Genomic DNA, 20,396 nt, shown 5'->3' on the forward strand with positions numbered 1-20,396 from the left:
ACTATGAAACCATTAAACAAGGACTTAGTTCGAGAAATTAAAAAGAATTTTCCTCGATTCATTTCTATTGTCCTCCTGGTGGGCTTGGGTGTCATGGTCCTGGTGGGTCTGGCAGCCACCGGCCCCCTTATGCGGTTTAACCTGGAAAAAAAGCTGGACCAAGCCCAGATGTATGACCTCTTTTTGTCCAACTCTTTGGGGCTGGAAGACCAGGACATCAAGCAGATTGCCCAGCTAGAGGACTTGGAGGATGTGGAATTTCGCTACAGCGTCAACCGGGATGTTTTGGGGACCAACGATGCCATCCATATTCTTTCCTTGACCCAAAAGTGGGCCAAGCCCCTTTTGATTCAAGGAAGGTTCCCCTCTCAATCTGGGGAATTGGCCCTGGACCGGGACTATGCCGCCAAGAAAAAAATGAAAATCGGAGACTCCATTTCCTTTAAGGAAGTGAAAAACAAGTATGACCTGGGCAAGGAAGAAAAGCCCATGGGCCGGGACGACTTTGTCTTGGTGGGCCTGGTGGATTCGGCTGAATACCTGCAAACTATCCACAAGGGCAACCAGGAAGATGGCACGGCCCTGGAGGGTTTTGCCTATGTCAGCCCCAATGACTTTAAGCTGGATAATCCCACAGATGCCTTGATTGGTCTCAAGGGTGCCCGGTCCTTAAAAACAAACTCCAAGGACTACCGAAACTTGGTCCTGGCAGGGCGACAAAACCTAGAAGACCTCTTTAGCCGGCGGCCCAAGGACCGCTTGGAGGCCATGAAGGAGGATGCCCAAGACCAAATCCAAGAGGGGGAAGAAGACCTCCAATCCGGCAAGGATAAACTCCAAGCTGCCCAAGACAAGTTAACATCAGCTAGACAAGAATTGGCCCAGGGAGAAAAAGACTACCAAAAAGGCCAAAAAACCTTTAAGGAAGAAATCGCTAAGGGCCAAGGGAAAATTCAAAAAGGCCAAAAGGACCTAGACCAAGGGGAAAAGGACCTCCTAGCCAACAAAAATAAGTTGGATGATGGAGAAAAGAAGCTCAAGGATTCAGAAAAAATCCTGGCTGAAAAAGAAGCTGACTACCAGGCAGGTCGGGACAAGTACCTTATAGGTCTAGAACAATATCGCCAGGGCCTGGACCGGATTAAGACAGAAGAAGACCGTCTAATCCAAGGCAAGAAGGACCTGGAAGAAAACCAAGCCAAGCTGGCCCAAGGTCAAAGAGACTACCAAGAGGGCCTGGCAAAGCTCCAAGGAGCCCAAGGGGAGATCCAAAAGAATGAAGAAACTCTAAGACAGGCCCGTCAAGCCCTAGACCAGGGCAAGGAAAGCTTAGCCCGGGAAAAGGAAAAGTTGGACCAGGCCCAAGGGGCCATTGACCTGGGCCGAAGCCAGGTCCAAAAGGCCAAAGATGCAGCCCAAAATGCTGTCCAGGGCCTAGAAAAATCCTTGGCTGATAAGAAGAGCCAACTGGCCGCCCTGGAGGCTTCCGGTGGGGACCCAGCTGAAATTGCCCGGTTAAAAGGAGAAATTCAAGCAGGTCAAGTGGCCCTGGACCAAGCCCAAAAGGCTTTGGCCCTGGCCAACCAGGCTCTGGCAAACTATGAAAAGCAAATAGCCGACCAGCAAAAACAATTAGACCAAGGAAGGGCAAAATGGCAGGAAGGGAAAAAGACCCTGGATCAAAAAGAAGCCCTCTACCAAGAAGGCCTCAAGAAACTCAACCAGGGCAAGGAAGAGCTGGAATACAACAAGGGCCGGATCAAGGCTTCGAAAGACCAGTTGGACCAAGGTCTTGCCCAACTAGACCAAGGTCGGAAAAAACTCCAAGATGGTCAAAGACAACTAGACCAAGGCAAGTCCAAGTTGGAAGATTCTCAAAAGACCTTGGAGGATGCCAAAGAATCCCTAGACCAAGGCCGGGTCAAACTAGACCAGGGCAAAAAAGACCTGGACCAAGGCCGGGGAGACTTGGAAAAAGGCAAGATCCAATATGCCCAGGGCCTGGAAAAAGTTCAGGGAGCCAGAGACCAACTAGACCAAGCCAGAAAAACCCTGGACCAAGAAAGACAAAAGGGTCAAAATCAGTTAAATGCAGCTAAAAGAGACCTAGCTACCGGCCGGGAAAAAATAAGAAAAGGCCAAAAAGACTATGATGAAAAGGCCCAAGAGGCCCAAAAAGATTTTGACCAGGCAGAACTAGACATCAAGGATGCCAAAGAGCTTATGACCCTCTTAAAGAGGCCCATGTATACCATCTATAGCCGCCTGTCCAACCCGGGGATTTTCAACTATATGGGCTATGCCGATAGTATGGACGCCCTGGTAAAACTCTTCCCCCTCTTTTTCTTTGCCATCTCCATGCTGGTGAGTCTGACGACCATGACCCGGATGGTGGAAGAGCACAGAAATTATATGGGGACCCTCAAGGCCCTGGGCTTTGAGAAAAATCAAATTGCCAAAAAATTCTACCTCTACGGCCTCTTAGCAGCCATTGTGGGAGGGGTCTTCGGAGCCCTTTTAGGGAACTTCTTTATCACCCCCCTCATTGGCAATGCCTATTCCACAGGGACTATTGTCTATCCCTTGGAAGTCAAGGCCTATGGTTGGGTCATCTTTTTCAGTATCCTGGTGGGCCTGGCCTGTACGGGTCTTGTGGCCTATATCATTACCAAGAGGTCCTTGAAGGAATCCACAGCCTCCCTGATGAGGCCCAAGCCCCCGGCCAAGGGCAACCGGATTTTCTTAGAAGCCATTAAGCCCCTTTGGTCCCGGATGACCTTCCTGCAAAAGGTAACAGCCAGAAATATCTTCCGCTACAAGATGCGGATGCTCATGACCCTGGCTGGGGTTATGGGTTGTATGGCCCTTTTAGTTCTGGGTTTTGGAATTTACTCAGCCGTTTTTAAACTTGTAGACATTCAATTTAACGACCTGGCCACTTATGACATGATTTTAATCCATGAAAGGGCCCTGTCCAGAGAATCCTATGACAAGATGATGGACCGGTTGGGCCAAGACCCCCAAATTAAAAACAAGGTCCCAGTGAAGCTTTCTACCATGACCATGGAAACCAAAAAGCAAGGAACCCGGACCATTAGCCTGATGGCCAGCCAAGAAAAAGACTTTAATGACCTGGTTCGCTTGAGAAAACCCCGGGGCCAAGGCCTGACCCTGCCAGACAGGGGGGCCCTGGTAACGGAAAAATTAGCCCGAGAAGAGGGTTTGAAAAAGGGCAGTGACCTCCTGGTCCAAGACCAAGAAGGCCTCTACCGGAAAATTCGCATTGCCGGAGTGGTGGAAAACTATGCCGGCCACTACCTCTATATGACAGGGGACTATTATAGCCAGGTCATGGAAGAAGACTATCGGGACAATGGCTACCTGGTCTCTCTCAAGGACCAAAGTCCCCAAGGCAAAAAGGACTTTATCCAAGACTACCAAGGCTACAAGGCTGTTCTTTCCATAGCCAGCTTTGACCAGGTCAAGGGCATGGTGGAAAATTTAGTGGATTCTTTAAATGTAGTGGTAGGGGTCATCCTGGTTTTAAGTGCGACCCTGGCCCTGGTGGTCCTCTACAATTTAACCAATATCAATATTGAAGAGAGGATCCAGGAACTCTCCACCATCAAGGTCTTGGGTTTCTACCCCCGGGAAGTGACAGCCTATGTTTACCGTGAAACTTGGGCCCTGACCTTTATTGGGATCTTCCTGGGAGGCTTTGTGGGCAAACTCCTCCACTGGGGTGTCCTACAAGTGGTGGTTCCTGACGATGCCATGCTCTATCCAGTCTTGACCTGGTGGAACTTCCTTCTTCCAGCAGCCATTACCCTTTTTATTTCCTTCCTAGTTATGGTCCTAGTCCATAATTATCTCAAAAAAGTAGATATGGTGGAAGCCTTAAAGGGTGTGGAATAAAAAGAGCATCTGGTACCATAAAAAACATTTAAATTGGAGCTTTTAAACATACCAGAAATAACCTAAACTTAAACTTAAGAAACAGTTAAAAAAGTTTTAGGGAGGATTGTATATGAAAAGTTTTAACAAGAATTTGGCAGAAAGTCTCAAGGGCGGCGTCATCATGGACGTCATCAATGTAGAACAAGCAAAGATTGCTGAAGCAGCTGGAGCCGCAGCTGTTATGGCCCTAGAAAGAGTTCCTGCAGACATCCGGGCTGCTGGTGGCGTTAGCCGGTCTTCTGATCCACAAATGATTTGTGAAATTATGGAAGCCGTAAAGATTCCCGTTATGGCCAAGGTTCGTATTGGTCACTTTGTCGAAGCACAAATTTTGGAAGCCATTGGTGTAGACATGGCCGATGAATCCGAAGTCCTATCTCCAGCAGACCAAGTCAACCACATCAACAAAAAAGACTTCCAAATCCCCTTTGTCTGTGGCTGCCGTAACCTAGGTGAAGCCCTGCGCCGGATCCAAGAAGGTGCCATGATGATGCGGACCAAGGGAGAAGCCGGAACAGGAGATGTGGTCCATGCTGTAACCCACCTCCGGACCTTAAACCGTGAAATCCAAGAAACCCAAGCCCTTCGAGATGATGAATTATTTACAAGAGCCAAAGAACTAGGCGTGTCCTATGACTTGTTAAAATATGTAAAAGACAATGGAAAATTGCCTGTTGTCAACTTCTCTGCTGGTGGAGTTGCCACTCCTGCCGATGCAGCCCTTATGATGCAATTGGGAGCTGAAGGTGTCTTTGTAGGATCTGGAATCTTTAAATCCGGCAACCCAGAACAAAGAGCCAAGGCCATTGTAAAGGCCGTTGCCAACTACAAGGATCCTGAAGTCCTTGCTGAAGTTAGCAAAAACTTAGGAGAAGCCATGGTAGGTATCAACGAAGACGAAATTGAAGTTATCATGCGCAACCGTTAATCCTGCGCAACTGTTAATCATAAGCCTATGAGCAAGGGACCTTCTGAGGAAGGTCCCTATTTTTATTCATAAAAAGATGAAATTTTTTCCCAAAGCTCTTGGGGGTTTCGGGCCCAGGTCACCCCATAGCGTGTGGCTTGGGGGTTGAAGTAAATGGCCCCTTTAAAGTCCATGGCCAAGGGGGCCAAGACGTCATTTTGAATATTGTCCCCAATCATGATGCAGTCTTGGGGGTCCAGCTTGGCTTGGTCTAAGACATGGTGGAAAAATCGGGGGTCGGGTTTGCCGTAGCCAAAGTCCCCGGAAACGAAGACCTCCTTACAGATGTCCCTTAAGCCCAAAAGGTCAATTTTCAAGTGTTGGATTTGGCTAATCCCATTGGTAATAATCCCCAAGTCGTCCAGGCCAGCTGCTTTTTCCAAGAGCTCTTGGATACCGGGGATAAAGTGACAAAAGTCCTCCCGCCGGTCCATAATGGCTTGGTAGAAGTCCTCCTTGGAGCATGTAAGGCCCAAACCCTTCATCTTGGGCCAAAGCTCTTCCTTAAAGGCCTCCATGTGTTGGGGCTCATAGGGTCCTTGGGTCATGAGATAGTCCATGGGGTTGATGCCAATGGATTCATTGTAGCTAAAGTCAAAATGCTTGATCATTCCCGTCCTAAGATGGGTCCTGAAAAGAGCCATAAAGTCTTCAAAGGGCATGGAAACCTCCAAGTCCTTATGGATTTGGGCAAAGACAGCCCGGTTAATTTTTTTAGTATCTAAAAGAGTGTCGTCTAGGTCGAAAAAAATCATAGGTCCTCCTTAAAATTTAAAATGGTGGTTTTGGCAGGGAAAATTGGGCAAAACAAGGGCTCTTCTGTCAAATCCCTGGCCGCTAAGTGACCCTATTTTATCACAGGAAAGAGAAAATTTAAATCCATGGCCAGGCTAAGGTGGGGCCAGAGGGGAAAGAAAACCCTAGTGGATAGAGCAAAATAGGGTTTTGCTTGTTTTTCCAAGAAGGAGGGTATATATTAAACATAAAGCGAATCACAGAAGGATAATTTACTTAAGTGAGACTAGAGAGAGGGAGGATGACCAAAAACGATGAATCAAAAGAAACAAGAGAGAAAAGAAGAAGGCTACAAGGACAGCTACGACCTGTCTTTAAAAAAATGGCGAAACCTGGCCCTGGGCTACCATATCTTTTATCTTATCTTTGTCCAATTCTTTTTGGACAATTGGATAAAAGACCCCTCGCCCCACTTTGCCCAGCTTCAAATGACCATTTCTGCTATTGGTCTTTTCATCCTTGGGCTTTCCAGCTATAAGACCCAAAAGATCAAGTCCAGGATGGAAGAAAGGGAAGGGACAAACCCTATCTTGGGTCAAACAAGAAATCTAATCTATTGGACCTATCTTCTCTTTCTAGTCATGGCCCTTGAAGACGTCTATTCCTTCTATCGTGCCTTTAGGGCCCATCCCTTTTAGGGGGACCAGGAGACAAAAAACTTGCCTTGTTGATTAAAATTCAACTTTCAATGGAAAAAGGAGTGTATTTTATGAAAAAACTAAGAAAAACCTCTCTTTGTCTTTTCATCCTAGGTCTTCTCTTCTTGGTAGCCTGTGGGCAAGGGGAGAAAGAAAATGAAGTCATTGGCCCCTTCTTAAGGGCCCGGGCAGGCCTCTACCAGGAAAGCGACCAAATTGTGGCATACTTGCAGGAAATTACCTCCAGTCAAATGCCCCCAGCAGGGAAAGAAGTTGGCAGTCTAGAGGCCCTGGACAAGTTAGAGCCCTACTTGACACAAGAGGCTTATGAGGGCCTTCTAGGTAACCGGAAACTCTTGGAAGATGATTTTTTCAAAGAAGACCTGGACAAGGTCCAAGTAGAAAACATCCAATACAAGTCCCTAAAGGAAGAAGGGGATAGGAAGGAAATGGATGTGACCTATGACAAGGTCAAGACCCGAGACGGGAAAGAAGAAAGGGAAAAGAGAGAAGAAATTTTCATCCTAAAAAAAGAAAAGGGGTCTTGGAAGATTATGGATATAAGGGACAAGTAAGTCCATGGGAAGTAGTCAGGGAAACCTGGCTACTTTTTCTTGTCAAGGAGACTGGTCTTAGATACAATAAGTTTAAAATAAGGATCAAGGAGGGCCTATGTATAAGATATTTATTGTAGAGGATGATCCCAGTATCTTTGCCAGTATCAAAGATTATTTGGAAACCTTCCACCTGGAAGTTTACGGGGTAGATGACTTTAGCCGGGTCCTGGAGGATTTTGAAAGAGTGGATCCCCACTTGCTGGTTATGGACATTGGATTACCCTTTAAAAATGGCTATTATTGGACCGAGGAGATTCGGAAAAAATCAAAACTACCTATTTTGTTTTTATCCAGTATGGGAGAGGATCTGGACCAAGTGATGGCCATGGACCTGGGAGCTGATGATTTTGTGGTAAAGCCCGTATCCCTAGCCTTACTTTTGGCCAAGATTAAGGCCCAACTTAGAAGGGCCTATGAGCTCCAAGTCCAAGACCAGGTCTTGGAGGATGGGGAATTGCTTTTAAATTTGGATACCATGCAGGTGACCTACCAAGGCAGGATGGAAAGTTTGTCCAAAAATGAATTTTTAATTCTACGGTCTTGCCTCCAGGCCCAGGGAAGGGTCATCCATAGGGAGGACCTCATGAATGACCTTTGGCAGTCGGACCTCTATATTGACGATAATACCTTGACGGTAAATGTAGCCCGGCTTCGAAAGACATTAAAAAAGCTGGGCTTGGAAGACTATATCCATACAAAAAAGGGAGTGGGTTATTATGGGGCCTTTGAAGAATAGAGACAGCCTCCTGGTCCTCTGGGGACTTACGGGGATTTTTTTCTTTAGCTATATCTATGTCCAATCAGGTCGGCTGGCAGATAGCCTCTATGGTCTGGGTATCTACAGTCTTTCATGGGGAGGGTATTTTTTCTATGCCTACCAAAGGGACAAGAAGTTGGCAGAAAAAATTCGTCAAGAAGGTTTGGGGGACTATGCCGGCCAAGGTCTCTTAGAGGAAGCCTTGGTGGAAGAAATCCATAAGGCAGAGAAAAGAATCCTAGACCAAGAAAATCAATTCCTTCAAGATCGGGAAAAAAGAGCCAATTATCTCCTGCGATGGTCCCACCAAATTAAAATCCCTATGACGGCCATTTTGGCCTGGTTGGACGCCCAGGGTATCCAGGATAAAAATCCCAGGTTCCAGGTATTTAAAATCCAAGAGTACATAGACCATATCCTATCCTATCAAAGACTCCAAGGAAGAGATACAGATTATGTCTTTCAATGGCTGCCTTTAAAAGATCCTCTTCAAAAGGCTCTCAGGACCTATGCAGCTCTTTTTATCCACAAGGGGCTTAGGGTCCAAATGGACCTGCCAGAGGTGGAAGTTTTATCCGATGCCAAGTGGCTCTTATTTTTTACCAAGCAATGGTTGAGTAATGTGGTTAAGTACACTCAGACAGGGGGCCTGACCATTTCTTTCCAAGAGGGGAAGTTGATTTTTGAGGATACGGGAATTGGAATTGCCCCAGAAGACCTGCCCCGGATTACCGACATGGGCTATACAGGTTTTAGTGGTCGAAAGTTTGACCAATCTACAGGGATTGGCCTTTATCTCATGAAGGAAGTGGCGGAAAATTTAAACCTAGTCATGACTTTGGAGTCCCAAGTGGGCCAGGGAACACGACTGATCCTATCTTTTCCCAAGCAAGCTTACAAAATGTCACATTAAAAGAAAAAATGTAAGGTCAATCGAGGGATTTTCTCTCGATTTTTTCCTATACTGGGCTTAGAAAGGGTGATGATATGTTATTAAAAGTCAATCATTTAGAGAAAATTTACAATAAAAACAAGGAAAATGCTCTTATGGCCCTTAGGGATATATCTTTTAGTGCCAACCAGGGAGAATTTGTAGCCATTATGGGAGAATCCGGATCTGGGAAGTCCACCCTTCTGAACATCTTGTCCATGCTGGACGACCCCACAGGAGGAGAGGTTTTCTTGGAAGATAAGAATATTCTTTCCCTGAAAGATGCAGAAAAGGCAGACTTTCGTCGGAGGAAGCTGGGGTATGTTTTTCAAAATTTTAACCTTTTGGACCAATTAACGGTCAAGGATAACATCCTCTTGCCCCTGGTTTTACAAGGAATGAAGGCTCAAGATCTGAAGGCTCCTTTGGAAGGGGTGGTGGAAAGATTGGGTCTAGAAAAGCTCCTGACTAAGTACCCCTATCAAATTTCTGGAGGCCAGGGGCAAAGAACTGCCATTGCTCGAGCCTTGATTAGTAATCCCAAGTTGATTTTAGCTGACGAACCTACCGGGGCCCTGGATTCCAAGACATCGGAAGAGCTCCTTCACTATTTTTCTATTATCAACAACCAGGGGCAGACCATCCTCATGGTGACCCATTCAGCCAAGGCAGCCTCTGTTGCCAACCGGGTTCTTTTTATCAAGGATGGGAAAATCTTCCACCAAGTCCACCGGGGGCAAGAAAGCCGGCAGGAATTTATGAGCCGAATCAACCAGGCCATGACCCTAACCCTGGGAGGTGGACATCTTGACTAAACTCTACCGGTCCTTGGCCCAGCAATCTTTTAAAAAGAATGGCCAGACCTACCTGCCCTTTATTCTTGTAGCTGTGATGATGCTGAGTTTTTCCATCATCTTACACGATTTGGCTTTTAATTCTGCCTATAAGGGTGTGGCCTATATGACCACTTTACAAATGATTTTGCAAATGGGTTATTATGTCTTGCAAATTTTTAACTTCCTCTTTCTCTACTATACCTATTCCTATTTATTGGGAATGAGGTCCAAGGAGTTGGCCCTCTACCAGGTCTTGGGACTGAGTAAGAAGAATTTGCTGGCAGTAATCACTTGGGAGAACATCTATCTTTTCTTCTTTATTATCAGTTTGGGAGCCCTTTTGGGGAGTCTTGGAAACTATTTGGTCCAAGGCCTTTTTATCCGGTTTACAGGAATTAAGGAAGAGATTCCCTGGACCATCCAAGGGGAAAGCTATAGAATCAATGGCCTGTCCTATTTGATTTTGTTTGTCATCCTGGAAGTCCGGGCCCTGGTCCGGATTTTTAAGCAAAACCCCCTGTCTTATTTAAAAGAATCCAAGCGTCGACAGACCTCCAAGGTCCTAAAGGGGGTCTATACATTGTTGGGGGTCCTTTGTTTGGGCCTTGGTTATTTTATCGCCTTGGAAATTACAGACCCCGTTTCTTCCATCCTCTTCTTTCTTATTGCCGCCCTTTTTGTCATCTTGGGGACCTATTGTTTCTTTTTAGGGATTTTAGAAATTATCCTTAAATTTCTCCAGGGACGGGAGTCTTTTTACTATGAAAAAAACCGAATGACGGCAATTTCTGGCCTCCGCTTTCGCTTGCGAGACCAGGCCATGGGTCTGGGTTCCATTACCGTCTTAATGGTAGCAGTTTTGGTCCTTTTGTCTTGTGCCCTATCTTTAAACCAGTCCCTAGAGGCCTTGGTAGATAGTTCTGTGCCCTTGGATCTTGTCTATAAGACAAGCTATCCAGAAAAGATCACACAGGGAGATTCCTTTGATAGCTTATTTGCCCCCAGTCAGGTTGTCTTGGAAAGAAATAAGGACAAGGTCAAGGAGGTCATCCAATTAAGGGCCATCAACGGCAACATAGATTTAAATCATCCGGAAAAGGGATTTAGCCAGGTGGATTGGAATGAAAATTCTATTTATGTAAAAATCCTTCCCCAGGGGGAAGTCAATAAACTCCTTCACACTTCCTATGACCTAAAAGATGGAGAGGCCCTGGTCTTGGGACGGGAGCCAGGCTTAAGGGAAGACCTGGACCTATCCTTTTTAGGTATTTACCGACAAGAGAAGGAGGTCAATGAAGACCTGGGAAACTTTTATGACTTAAAACAAGCAGACTTGTTTCAAAAGTTACTTTTTCTTGTGGTGAATGAGTCTTCCTTCCAGGACTTGGCAAGTCAAGCAAGAGAAGCTTCCTTAACTACCATTAGTCATATTTCCTTAAAAAATAAGGAAGATGCGAAGCTTTTGAAGGGAGAACTTTTAAAAGTGGGAAAAGACCATGAAAAAGACTTTACCAGCTTTGTCAATAGCCGTAGGGAAGTTGAAGAAGATGGTCGGGGTCTTTATGGTGGGCTCACCTTTACAGGTCTTTCCTTAGGGATTATCTTCCTCGTCGCTCTAGGGGCCACCATTTACTACAAACAGTTGACAGAGGGTTACCAAGACCAAAAGGCCTTTACCATCTACCGCCGGGTAGGGATGGATGAAGAAACTGTTAAAAGGTCCATCCAGACCCAGGTATCCTTGATTTTCTTTTTACCTGTAGCCTTGAGCTGGATCCATATGGCCTTTGCCTACCAGCTCCTAAGCCGGATGATGAGCCTTTTAAATGTGGGAAATGATTTGATCTATTTAAAATCTACCCTCTTGGTCCTGGCCTTGGTCTTTATCCTCTACTATATCTGGTATAAAATCACGGGGGGTGTTTACTACCGCCTCTTAGGTCAAAAAAATAAGGGTTTGCTCTCTTGAGCAACCCTTATTTTCTTACATATTCATCTAAATAATCATCATAGGACATGGACCTGTCACGGTAGGTGCCATCGGGGAAAAATTCCACAACTCGGTTGGCAATGGTGTCGATAAATTGGTGGTCCTTGGAGGTAAAGAGTAAAGATCCCTTGTAGGCCATGAGGCCGTTATTGACGGCAGTAATGGACTCCAGGTCCAGGTGGTTGGTGGGTTGGTCGAAGATGAGGACATTGGATGGAGCCATCATCATCTTGGAAAACATCATCCGGACCTTTTCGCCCCCAGACAGGACGGAGGAAGACTTGTAGACCTCGTCTCCGGAAAAGAGCATCTTGCCCAAAAAGCCCCGGATGTGGGTTTCAGTTTGGTCCTTGGAATATTGTCTTAACCAGTCCACCAGGTTGAGGTCGGGGTTTTGGAAAAACTCGGAATTGTCCTTGGGGAAGTAGTCGGTTGTAATAGTTTGTCCCCATTTAAAGTCCCCGGTGTAGTCCTTGTCGTGGCCCATGAGGATTTCAAAAAGGGCAGTAATGGCCCGTTCGTTTCCTACAAAGGCCACTTTTTCATCGTGGTTGAGGCGGAAGGAAAAGTCCTTTAGGAGGCAGTCTTCTCCTGAAGTCTTGCCCAGGCCCTCAATGGTTAAAAGCTCATTGCCAGGCTCCCGAGACAGCTCAAAGCCCACAAAGGGGTAGCGACGGGAGGAGGGCTTGATGTCGTTTAGGGAAATCTTGTCTAAAAGCTTCTTCCGGCTGGTGGCCTGGCGGGACTTGGACTTGTTGGCGGAGAACTTGGCGATGAAGTTTTTCAACTCCTTGATTTGGTCTTCCTTTTTCTTGTTTTCTTCCTTGAGCATTCTTTGGGCCAATTGGGAAGATTCGTACCAGAAGTCGTAGTTTCCTACAAAGAGTTGGATCTTGCCAAAGTCGATATCTACCATGTGGGTACAAACTTCATTTAAGAAATAGCGGTCGTGGCTGACGACAATGACGACTCCCTTAAAGTCCATTAAAAAGTCTTGGAGCCATAAAACGGCGGCAATGTCCAAACCGTTGGTGGGCTCATCCAGTAAAAGAACATCAGGTTCGCCAAAAAGGGCTTGGGCCAACATGACCTTGACCTTGTCAGACTCAATGAGGTCGTCTAGGATCTTGTCATGGAGGTCGGTAGAAATTCCCAAACCTTCCAGAAGGGTGGCTGCATCGGATTCTGCCTGCCAGCCTCCCAGTTCGGAAAAGCGTTCCTCCAATTCGGCGGCCTTGAGGCCATCTTCTTCGTTAAAGTCTTCCTTCATGTAGATGGCGTCTTTTTCCTTTTGGATGGAAACCAATTCTGGATTCCCCATAATGACCACATCCAGGACTTTTTCTTGGTCGAATTGGTAGTGGTCTTGCTTTAAGATGGACAGACGTTCATTTTTTCCCAGGGAGACATGGCCGGTGGAGGGCTCTCTTTCCCCGGATAAAACGGATAAAAATGTGGACTTACCGGCTCCGTTGGCACCGATAATCCCATAGCAATTTCCGGGACTAAAGACCAGGTCCACTTCATCAAAAAGGGTCTTGTCTGGAAATTGGATACTGACATTTTGAACTTGTAACATATTTTCTCCTTTTATACTTAATAACTTGCTGTATTATACCATGAAAAGCCCTAGAAATAAACACATAGACAAAGGAAGACCCGGCCCAAGATAAATTTATATCTTTTCTTGCTAAGAGGGAAGTTTTTCGGTAAACTACTTTTAAGGAGGAGCCATGATTTACTTAAAGCCCATGGAGGTTCAAGATGTCCATCAATTTGCATCCTGGGGGAGCTTCCAAGACGAGCTCTTCCGGGACTATAATTTTGACATAAGGTCTCCCCAGGATGAAAGGGCCTGGTTTAACTGGAAGACCGGGTCTCTTTTTTCCCACTACCAAACGATTTTTTTGGGAGACAGGGCCATTGGCTACCTGGGCTTCAAAAGATTTTACCCCCTGTTAAGGGTGGGGGTTTTAGGAATTTGTCTGGGAGCCAAGTATGTGGACCAGGGCTATGGCCAGGAGGCCCTAAAAATATTTTTTCACCAGGCCTTCCATGAAAAGAGAGCCCGTGTGATATACTTATTAGTAGCAAGTTATAATCTAAGGGCCATCCATGTCTATGAAAAGCTTGGCTTTAAAAGGCTGGGCCACAAGTACTATGCCTATGCCGGGGGCCAGCCACCCCTGGACAGGGAAGAGCTTAAAGAGGCCCGACAAGGGGCCTTCCGACTTATGGACCAATGGTTTTTACCCGGCATAAAAATGAAGTTAAGCAAGGCTGACTACCATGAAAGGAGAGACCATGACTTTTTATAAAAAAGAAAACTCCATGGACCTAGGCGACACGGTCATTGCAAATATTTTTTTAAGAGAATATATGCCCCAGGCAGATGGAAATTTTGTCAAGGTCTACCTTTTGGCCTATGGCTATGCCAGTGGAGGGGTCCAGGGCAAGGACAATGCCTCCCTGGCCAAGAGCCTGCAACTTTTAGAAAGTGATGTCCATAGGGCCTGGACCTATTGGGAAGACCAGGGAATTGTGGAAAAAATTCCCCGGGAAGACAGCCAAGACCCCCTGGACTATGATGTCTACTTTGTGGACTTAAAAGAACTCTATATCAAAAATGTCTATATCCCCTCTGGGTCTAAGCCCAACTTCCAAAGCCTGACCCAGCCCATGAGCGACCCCCAACTGGCCGACCTCATGGCCAAGGGAGAGTTTTTCCTCCGTCGGGCCATGTCCTACCAGGAAAAAAGAGACCTGGCCAATTGGGTCCTGGACTACAATATGCCCCCCAAGATGGTGGAGGAAGCCCTCCGCTACAGCACCGAGGTCCAAAATAAGTACGACCTCCGCTACATCCAAAGGGTAGTGCAAAATTGGTCCAGCCAGGGAATCCGGTCCATGGAGGCCCTGGAAGCCAATGTCCAGGCTCGGAACAAGGATTACTACCGCTATCGAAAGGTCATGGCGGCCATGGGCCTGGGCAACAAGCCCTACAGTCAGGCAGATATGAAAGAAGTCAATTCCTGGTTTAATGACCTGGGCTTTTCAGAGGAAATGGTCCTGGAGGCCTGTAGCCGGTCTGTTTTAACAGCCAACCCCAATGTGGCCTACATCAAGGGGGTCTTGACCTCCTGGTACAAGAAGGGGATTTTCACCCTGGAAGACATAGCCAAAAAAGACCTTAAGCCATCCAACAAGGCCATCCCATCCAAGGTCAAGACCCAGGGAAACAAGTTCCATAACTTCAGTCAAAGCTCCGCAGACTTTAGTCCCGAGGAATTAGAAGACCTGGCCCGGAAAAAGAGCCGGGGCTATGGCAAGCAAAGAGGTGACCTTAAATGAATCCAAAGCTAAAGCGACAAATCCAAAGCCACTATGACCGGATTCGGACCCGGCATGCCCAGGACCAGGACCGGAGGCAGGATGAGGTCTACCAAAAAATTCCCCTGGTCCAAGAAATAGATACAGAAATCAATAAAAAGGGATTTTCCGCCGTCTACCAAAGTCTGGCCGGAAAAGATGCCCAGGGTCTTCAAAGGGAGCTGGACCATCTCAAGGACATGAAAAGAGACCTCTTGTTCCAAAATGGCTACCCGGAAGACTACCTGGACCCCCACTATGATTGTCGGGAGTGCAAGGACACCGGCTACCTGGAAAATGGAAAGCGCTGCGACTGCCTCAAACAATTCCTGGCCCAAGACCTCTATGAAATGAGTAATATGGACCGGATGTTAAAGAGGGAAAATTTTGAAAGCTTTAACTGGTCTGTTTTTTCCAAGACCATCCAGCCTGACCAGGGAGTCAGTCCCTATGAAAATATGAAGCTGGTTGTCCAAAAGGTGGACCAGTTTCTCCAAGACTTCCCCCAAGACAATGGGGACAACCTCTTGTTTTACGGAGGCACCGGCCTGGGTAAGACCTTTTTATCCAACTGTATTGCCAAGGCCCTCTTAGATGAAAACTACACCGTCATCTACCAGACCTCCTTTACTCTGATTGACCTCTTGGAGAGGAAAAAATTCGGCAGAGAAAGCCAAGCCGACCTGGACCTGGCCTACCAACTCCTTTTTTCCTCAGACCTTTTAATCCTGGATGACCTGGGAACCGAACTCACCAACCAGTTTACCAATGCTGAAATCTTCAACATTTTAAACACTCGAATCCTGGCTGGGAAAAAGATCCTCATCTCCACCAACCTGGCCCTACATGAAATTAAAAACATCTACTCGGACCGTGTATTTTCAAGAATCGTTCAAAACTTTATCCCCTTGCGTTTCATTGGAGAGGATTTAAGATACAGCAATTTATAATTTTAGGAGGAAGTATGGTTTCAAAAAGAATACAAGAAATGCCCTTTTCATCAATTCGAAAGTTAACTCCCTTTGCCAACCAGGCAAAAAAAGAGGGAAAATCCGTCTACCACTTAAACATCGGGGCCCCAGATGTGGTAACGCCCAAGGCTTTTTTCCAAGCCATTAAAGAAGCCGATGTAGATGTTTTAAGCTACTCCCCCTCCCAAGGGATTCCCGAATTATTGGAAGCAAATGCCCAATACTTCCAAAAAATCGGTCTAAACTTTACAAGAGATGACCTGGTCATCACCAATGGAGGAAGTGAAGCCCTTTTATTTTCCCTCCTGGCCACCACCGATGTGGGAGACCAAGTCTTAACCTGCGAACCCTTCTACACCAACTACAAGACCTTTTTCCACGAAGTAGGAGTGAGCCCAACTACCTTTCCTACAGATGTAAAAGAAGGCTTTGCCCTGCCAGCTAGGGAAGTAATTGAAAAAGCCATTACTGAAAAGACCAAGGCCATTTTAATTTCCAACCCCGGAAACCCAACAGGGGCTGTTTATTCCAAGGAAGAAGTCCGTCTTTTAGGAGACATTGCCAAGGACCACGACCTCTTTATCCTGGCCGATGAAGTCTACCGGGAATTCATCTATGACGGGAAAGAATTTACCAGCTTTGCCTCCTTTGAGGACCTGGCAGACCGGGTCATTGTCCTGGACTCCATCTCCAAGAGGTTTTCCGCTTGTGGAGCAAGAATTGGCTGTACTGCAACTAAGAACAAGGCCATGCAAGAAGCCCTGGTTAAACTGGCCACTGGCCGTCTAGCCTGCCCCTACCTAGAACAAGTGGGAGCTGTGGCCCTCTACCAACTTCCAGACGACTATTTTGACCAAGTGCGGGAAGAATACACCCTTCGCCGGAACTGCATTGAAGCAGAACTGGCAAAAATCCCAGGAGTTGTGACCTCCCATTCCACTGGAGCCTTTTACATTATTGCCGACCTGCCGGTGGAAGATGCCGAAGACTTTGCCCGTTTCATGCTGACGGACTTCCAAGACCAGGGAGAAACCGTCATGATGGCTCCGGCTGCTGGTTTTTACCAAAACACCCAAGTAGGTAAGAGCCAAGTCCGTCTGGCCTATGTCCTGGAAAGCGAAAAAATTGCCCGGGCCTGCCAACTTATTGGCCTGGCCTTGGAAGAATACAAAAAGAGATAAGAAAAAAGCTTGACCCTTCAAGGGGGCCAAGCTTTTTTCATGGAAAAGCCCCCTTTCGGGGGCTTTCTTTATAGCTTATTTAATTTTTTCACAGGCCTTTAAAACTTCTTCCATGGCTTGGTCCACACTTAGGTCTTGGTTGACCATGTCTTTTCGGGTGGAGTATTCCACCACACCTTCAGAAGCTTTTTTACCAACGGTAATCCGCAAGGGGATTCCGATTAGGTCGCGGTCGTTGAATTTAACTCCTGGTCGTTCTTTCCTGTCATCCAGAAGGACATCCAAGCCCTTGTCTTGGAGGTCTTGGTAGATTTTTTCTCCCAGGGCCACCTGGTCTTGGTCCTTGCTTTGGACAATGGTGACAATGACTTGGTAGGGGGCCAAGTGGAGGGGCCAGATGATTCCGGCTTCATCGTGGTTTTGTTCCACAATGGCGGTAACAGACCGGGTGATTCCCACGCCGTAAGACCCCATGTAGAAGTATTGTTCCTTGCCATTTTCATCCAGGTAGGTGGCATTGAGAGCGGTGGAATACTTGGTACCGAGTTGGAAGATATTTCCCACTTCGATGCCCCGACGGAAGAGGAGTTCTTGGCCGTCTTCTGTCAGGTCCCCTTCTTGGACCATCAAGAGGTCTGGAGCTACTTCGCCGTCAAAGTCCCGGCCATAGCAGGCGTTGATGTAGTGGTAGCCTTCTTGGTTTCCTCCCACAACCAGGTTATTGATCTTGGTTAAAGATTGGTCCAAGATGACCCGGGTGTCCTTAAGATCCATGGGACCGGTGAAGCCGGGATAGGATCCACAGGCCAGGATGGCTTGGTCATTCATTTTTTCAATGGCGTGTTCGGGAACTTGGGTATAGGTTGCCAGCTTGGTCAGGTTCAATTCTCGGTCGCCGGGAATGAAGACGATGCAGGCCTCTCCGTCAATTACTAGGTCTACGGCCTTGGCACAGCGTTGTGGATCCAAGTTTAGGAACTTGGCCACTTCTTCAATGGTAGAAGCTCCAGGAGTAGGAACTTTTTCCAGGTCCTTGGCTTCTTCCTCTTGGGGTCCTTGGTAGTGGACCGGGGCCTTTTCATCGGTATAGGCGATTTTTCCATCCTTGGTAAAGCAGATGACCCCTTCGCCGGTTTCTGACAGGGCAATAAATTCGTGGGAAGAAGACCCACCCATGGCGCCGGAATCTCCCAAAACAATCCGGTAGTCTAGACCCATCCGGTCAAAGATCCGTTCATAGGCCTTGTACATGACCATGTAGGCTTCCACCATGCTTTGGGCATCGGTGTCGAAGCTGTAGGCATCCTTCATGGAAAATTCCCGGGCCCGGTTTAAACCGAAGCGGGGGCGTTTTTCATCCCGGTACTTGGTTTGGATTTGGTAGATGTTCAAGGGGAGTTGCTTGTAGGAACGAACTTCGTCCTTGACCAGGCTGGTAAAGTATTCTTCAGCAGTGGGGCCCAGGCAAAATTCTCTTTGGTTGCGGTCTTTTAGTTTAAACATTTCCGGACCGTAGACAGACCAGCGGCCAGATTGCTCCCAGATTTCCTTGGGTTGGAGGGCGGACATGAGAATTTCCATAGACCCGGCCCGGTCCATTTCTTCCCGGACAAGGGCTTCAACTTTTTTGATGACCCGGTAGCCCAGGGGGAGGTAGGTGTAGATTCCTGTGGCGGACTTTCGAATCATGCCGGCTCTTAAAAGGAGTTGGTGGCTGGCAATTTCAGCATCTGAAGGAACTTCTCTAAGGGTAGGCATATAGTATTTGCTAAGTTTCATAAGGCTTCCTTTCTATTTTTTTCTATCGTAAAATTTTATCTTTAAGGGCTTAAACTTCTACTTATTATAGCATAAGTCAGGGGAAACAAAAAGAAGCCGGCCCAAAGAAAACTCCCGGCAGACCCGGGAGTTTGAAAATTTTATTTGCTTTTTTCTGTAACTAGGGGATGCCACTCGTCAGGATGGTAGACATCGCTGGGGTGGTCGTTGAAGAATTGTTTTTGTAAACCGATAAAGACCCCCGATAGGCCCAAGAGGCCAATGAGGTTGGGGATGGCCATAAGACCGTTGAGGTTGTTGGCCACAGCCCAGACAGCTTCTAGGCGGATTAGGCCCCCTAGAAAGACCATGGGAACGAAGATAAACTTGTAGTAGCGGCCAATCTTATCTCCTAAAAAGTAGCGGCAGCAGGTTTCTCCATAGTATTCCCAGCCCAGGATGGTGGACATGGCAAAAAGAGTCAAGCCTAGGGTTACGATATACTTTCCTCCTGGGAATCCTTCTTCAAAGGAAAAGGCAACTAGGGAAGAGGCATCGCCATGGCCGGTCCAAATGCCTGTGGTTAAAATAACCAGGGAGGTCATGGTACAAACTACCAGGGTATCTACAAAGACTTCGAAAACTCCCCAAAGACCCTGCCGGGCTGGATGGTCTGTAGAGGCAGCAGCATGGGCAATAGGAGAAGACCCAAGGCCGGCTTCATTGGTAAAGACTCCCCGAGCAATCCCACTACGCATGGCTAGACCAATGGTGTAGCCCCCAAGACCTCCAGCAGCAGCCTTGGTTTGGAAGGCTCCTTTAAAGATCATGCCAAAGGCTTCCGGCACTTGGTGGAGCCTTGTACAGATAATAAAGAGGGCTCCTAGGAGATAAAGACCCGACATAAAGGGGACCAATTTTTCTGCAAAGGCGCCAATTCGTTTGATACCCCCGATAATAACAATAAAGGTAACCAGGGTCACCACCAGGGCGCTGGCCAATTTAGGAATTTGGAAGGCAGCGTAAAGAGTAGAGGAGATGGCATTGGATTGGACCGTATTTCCTGTACTCAGGGTGGCAATCATACCGAAAAAGGCAAAACACTTGGCCAGGGTCTTGAAGCCCAGCCCCTTGGAGATATAGTACATGGGGCCGCCTCGGACCACTCCTTGGTCAGAGACATCCCGGTAGGCAACAGCCAGGGTGGACTCAGCCATCTTGGTGGTCATTCCTACCAAAGCTGCAATCCACATCCAAAAGATGGCTCCTGGACCTCCCAAGAGGATGGCACCGGCAACTCCAACGATGTTTCCCGTTCCCACTGTGGCCGCTAGGGCCGTAGACAGGGCTTGGAAGGAGGTAACCTCTCCCACATGACCTGTGTGTTGGTTCCGGGCAAGAACCCGGCCCACTGTTTCTTTAAGGATAAAGGGGAACTTCCGAAAGACTACAAAGTTAGATCGGATGGTGAGATAAAGACCACATCCGATTAACAAGATAATCATAGGGGGGCCCCAGATAATGCTATCTAGATTTTCATTGAGCTGATAAAATAAATCCATGGCTAAGCCTCCTTAAACAATTGGCCGAAAAATTAGGTTGACCAAAAGCAACAAATAAATATTTTTT

Annotated in this window: 16 protein-coding genes; 12 read left to right on the forward strand and 4 right to left on the reverse strand. The window is 47.1% G+C overall.

All coding sequences use genetic code 11. The annotated features are described in order from the left end of the window. Positions 1-3 precede the first annotated feature (3 nt). Together CS898_RS04505 and pdxS are read left to right on the forward strand one after the other, a co-directional pair. A complete protein-coding gene (locus tag CS898_RS04505; RefSeq protein ID WP_099208257.1) occupies positions 4-3,915 on the forward strand; it encodes an ABC transporter permease in 3,912 nt (1,303 codons plus the stop codon). A 112-nt stretch (positions 3,916-4,027) separates the two neighbouring features. Then, entirely contained in the window at positions 4,028-4,885 is an 858-nt protein-coding gene (gene pdxS / locus CS898_RS04510; RefSeq protein WP_099208258.1) for a pyridoxal 5'-phosphate synthase lyase subunit PdxS, read from the forward strand. A gap of 62 nt (positions 4,886-4,947) precedes the next feature. Here pdxS and CS898_RS04515 read toward each other — a convergent pair whose 3' ends face one another. Beyond that, positions 4,948-5,679, reverse strand: a complete 732-nt coding sequence (locus CS898_RS04515; protein WP_099208259.1) for an HAD family hydrolase — start codon at positions 5,677-5,679, stop codon at positions 4,948-4,950. A gap of 294 nt (positions 5,680-5,973) precedes the next feature. Here CS898_RS04515 and CS898_RS04520 point away from each other — a divergent pair, with 294 nt between their 5' ends. The 6 genes from CS898_RS04520 to CS898_RS04545 all read left to right on the forward strand — a co-directional run bounded on the left by CS898_RS04520 (position 5,974) and on the right by CS898_RS04545 (position 11,467). Further along, complete coding sequence (locus tag CS898_RS04520; protein ID WP_099208260.1) at positions 5,974-6,357, forward strand: hypothetical protein; 384 nt, start codon at positions 5,974-5,976, stop codon at positions 6,355-6,357. A gap of 71 nt (positions 6,358-6,428) precedes the next feature. Beyond that, positions 6,429-6,932 (forward strand): hypothetical protein, encoded by a 504-nt coding sequence (locus CS898_RS04525; RefSeq protein WP_099208261.1) that lies wholly within the window; start codon positions 6,429-6,431, stop codon positions 6,930-6,932. Positions 6,933-7,029: 97 nt separating this feature from the next. Next, on the forward strand, positions 7,030-7,710 hold the full coding sequence (locus CS898_RS04530) for a response regulator transcription factor (protein WP_099208262.1): 681 nt from the start codon (positions 7,030-7,032) through the stop codon (positions 7,708-7,710). Further along, the gene (locus CS898_RS04535; RefSeq protein ID WP_099208263.1) at positions 7,691-8,644 is read left to right on the forward strand and encodes a sensor histidine kinase; all 954 of its coding nucleotides are present in this window, start codon (positions 7,691-7,693) and stop codon (positions 8,642-8,644) included. Before CS898_RS04530 ends, CS898_RS04535 begins: the two co-directional genes overlap by 20 nt. A 74-nt stretch (positions 8,645-8,718) precedes the next feature. Continuing rightward, complete coding sequence (locus tag CS898_RS04540) at positions 8,719-9,477, forward strand: ABC transporter ATP-binding protein (protein ID WP_099208264.1); 759 nt, start codon at positions 8,719-8,721, stop codon at positions 9,475-9,477. Then, positions 9,470-11,467 carry an FtsX-like permease family protein gene (locus CS898_RS04545; RefSeq protein ID WP_099208265.1) on the forward strand — a complete coding sequence of 666 codons (1,998 nt, stop codon included), beginning with the start codon at positions 9,470-9,472 and terminating at the stop codon, positions 11,465-11,467. Before CS898_RS04540 ends, CS898_RS04545 begins: the two co-directional genes overlap by 8 nt. Positions 11,468-11,474: 7 nt before the next feature. Here the strand turns inward: CS898_RS04545 and CS898_RS04550 are convergent, their stop codons facing one another. Continuing rightward, positions 11,475-13,067 carry an ABC-F family ATP-binding cassette domain-containing protein gene (locus tag CS898_RS04550; RefSeq protein ID WP_099208266.1) on the reverse strand — a complete coding sequence of 531 codons (1,593 nt, stop codon included), beginning with the start codon at positions 13,065-13,067 and terminating at the stop codon, positions 11,475-11,477. Between the two features lie 154 nt (positions 13,068-13,221). Here CS898_RS04550 and CS898_RS04555 point away from each other — a divergent pair, with 154 nt between their 5' ends. Genes CS898_RS04555 through CS898_RS04570 form a run of 4 tightly spaced genes read left to right on the forward strand, consistent with a single transcriptional unit; the run spans position 13,222 to position 17,009 of the window. Further along, positions 13,222-13,806: a GNAT family N-acetyltransferase gene (locus tag CS898_RS04555; RefSeq protein ID WP_009430649.1), complete on the forward strand. Its 585-nt coding sequence runs from the start codon at positions 13,222-13,224 to the stop codon at positions 13,804-13,806. Then, positions 13,793-14,839 carry a DnaD domain-containing protein gene (locus CS898_RS04560; protein ID WP_159459123.1) on the forward strand — a complete coding sequence of 349 codons (1,047 nt, stop codon included), beginning with the start codon at positions 13,793-13,795 and terminating at the stop codon, positions 14,837-14,839. Before CS898_RS04555 ends, CS898_RS04560 begins: the two co-directional genes overlap by 14 nt. Continuing rightward, on the forward strand, positions 14,836-15,807 hold the full coding sequence (locus tag CS898_RS04565; protein ID WP_099208268.1) for an ATP-binding protein: 972 nt from the start codon (positions 14,836-14,838) through the stop codon (positions 15,805-15,807). Before CS898_RS04560 ends, CS898_RS04565 begins: the two co-directional genes overlap by 4 nt. Positions 15,808-15,821: 14 nt before the next feature. Further along, a complete protein-coding gene (locus CS898_RS04570) occupies positions 15,822-17,009 on the forward strand; it encodes a pyridoxal phosphate-dependent aminotransferase (protein ID WP_099208269.1) in 1,188 nt (395 codons plus the stop codon). A gap of 75 nt (positions 17,010-17,084) precedes the next feature. On the opposite strand, the gene CS898_RS04575 is transcribed toward CS898_RS04570, so the two are convergent. Next, a complete protein-coding gene (locus CS898_RS04575; protein ID WP_099208270.1) occupies positions 17,085-18,788 on the reverse strand; it encodes a proline--tRNA ligase in 1,704 nt (567 codons plus the stop codon). A 140-nt stretch (positions 18,789-18,928) separates the two neighbouring features. Then, complete coding sequence (locus CS898_RS04580) at positions 18,929-20,329, reverse strand: alanine/glycine:cation symporter family protein (protein WP_099208271.1); 1,401 nt, start codon at positions 20,327-20,329, stop codon at positions 18,929-18,931. Positions 20,330-20,396: the final 67 nt, after the last annotated feature.

The organism is Urinicoccus timonensis (genome assembly GCF_900232945.1).
Classification (GTDB): Bacteria; Bacillota; Clostridia; order Tissierellales; family Peptoniphilaceae; genus Urinicoccus; species Urinicoccus timonensis.

Excerpts from the sequence above, each read along its gene's own strand:
- CS898_RS04505 (WP_099208257.1), top strand. The coding sequence starts at position 4 with ATGAAACCATTAAACAAGGACTTAGTTCGAGAAATTAAAAAGAATTTT.
- pdxS (WP_099208258.1), top strand. The coding sequence starts at position 4,028 with ATGAAAAGTTTTAACAAGAATTTGGCAGAAAGTCTCAAGGGCGGCGTC.
- CS898_RS04515 (WP_099208259.1), bottom strand. The coding sequence starts at position 5,679 with ATGATTTTTTTCGACCTAGACGACACTCTTTTAGATACTAAAAAAATT.
- CS898_RS04520 (WP_099208260.1), top strand. The coding sequence starts at position 5,974 with ATGAATCAAAAGAAACAAGAGAGAAAAGAAGAAGGCTACAAGGACAGC.
- CS898_RS04525 (WP_099208261.1), top strand. The coding sequence starts at position 6,429 with ATGAAAAAACTAAGAAAAACCTCTCTTTGTCTTTTCATCCTAGGTCTT.
- CS898_RS04530 (WP_099208262.1), top strand. The coding sequence starts at position 7,030 with ATGTATAAGATATTTATTGTAGAGGATGATCCCAGTATCTTTGCCAGT.
- CS898_RS04535 (WP_099208263.1), top strand. The coding sequence starts at position 7,691 with ATGGGGCCTTTGAAGAATAGAGACAGCCTCCTGGTCCTCTGGGGACTT.
- CS898_RS04540 (WP_099208264.1), top strand. The coding sequence starts at position 8,719 with ATGTTATTAAAAGTCAATCATTTAGAGAAAATTTACAATAAAAACAAG.
- CS898_RS04550 (WP_099208266.1), bottom strand. The coding sequence starts at position 13,067 with ATGTTACAAGTTCAAAATGTCAGTATCCAATTTCCAGACAAGACCCTT.
- CS898_RS04555 (WP_009430649.1), top strand. The coding sequence starts at position 13,222 with ATGATTTACTTAAAGCCCATGGAGGTTCAAGATGTCCATCAATTTGCA.
- CS898_RS04560 (WP_159459123.1), top strand. The coding sequence starts at position 13,793 with ATGACTTTTTATAAAAAAGAAAACTCCATGGACCTAGGCGACACGGTC.
- CS898_RS04565 (WP_099208268.1), top strand. The coding sequence starts at position 14,836 with ATGAATCCAAAGCTAAAGCGACAAATCCAAAGCCACTATGACCGGATT.
- CS898_RS04570 (WP_099208269.1), top strand. The coding sequence starts at position 15,822 with ATGGTTTCAAAAAGAATACAAGAAATGCCCTTTTCATCAATTCGAAAG.
- CS898_RS04575 (WP_099208270.1), bottom strand. The coding sequence starts at position 18,788 with ATGAAACTTAGCAAATACTATATGCCTACCCTTAGAGAAGTTCCTTCA.
- CS898_RS04580 (WP_099208271.1), bottom strand. The coding sequence starts at position 20,329 with ATGGATTTATTTTATCAGCTCAATGAAAATCTAGATAGCATTATCTGG.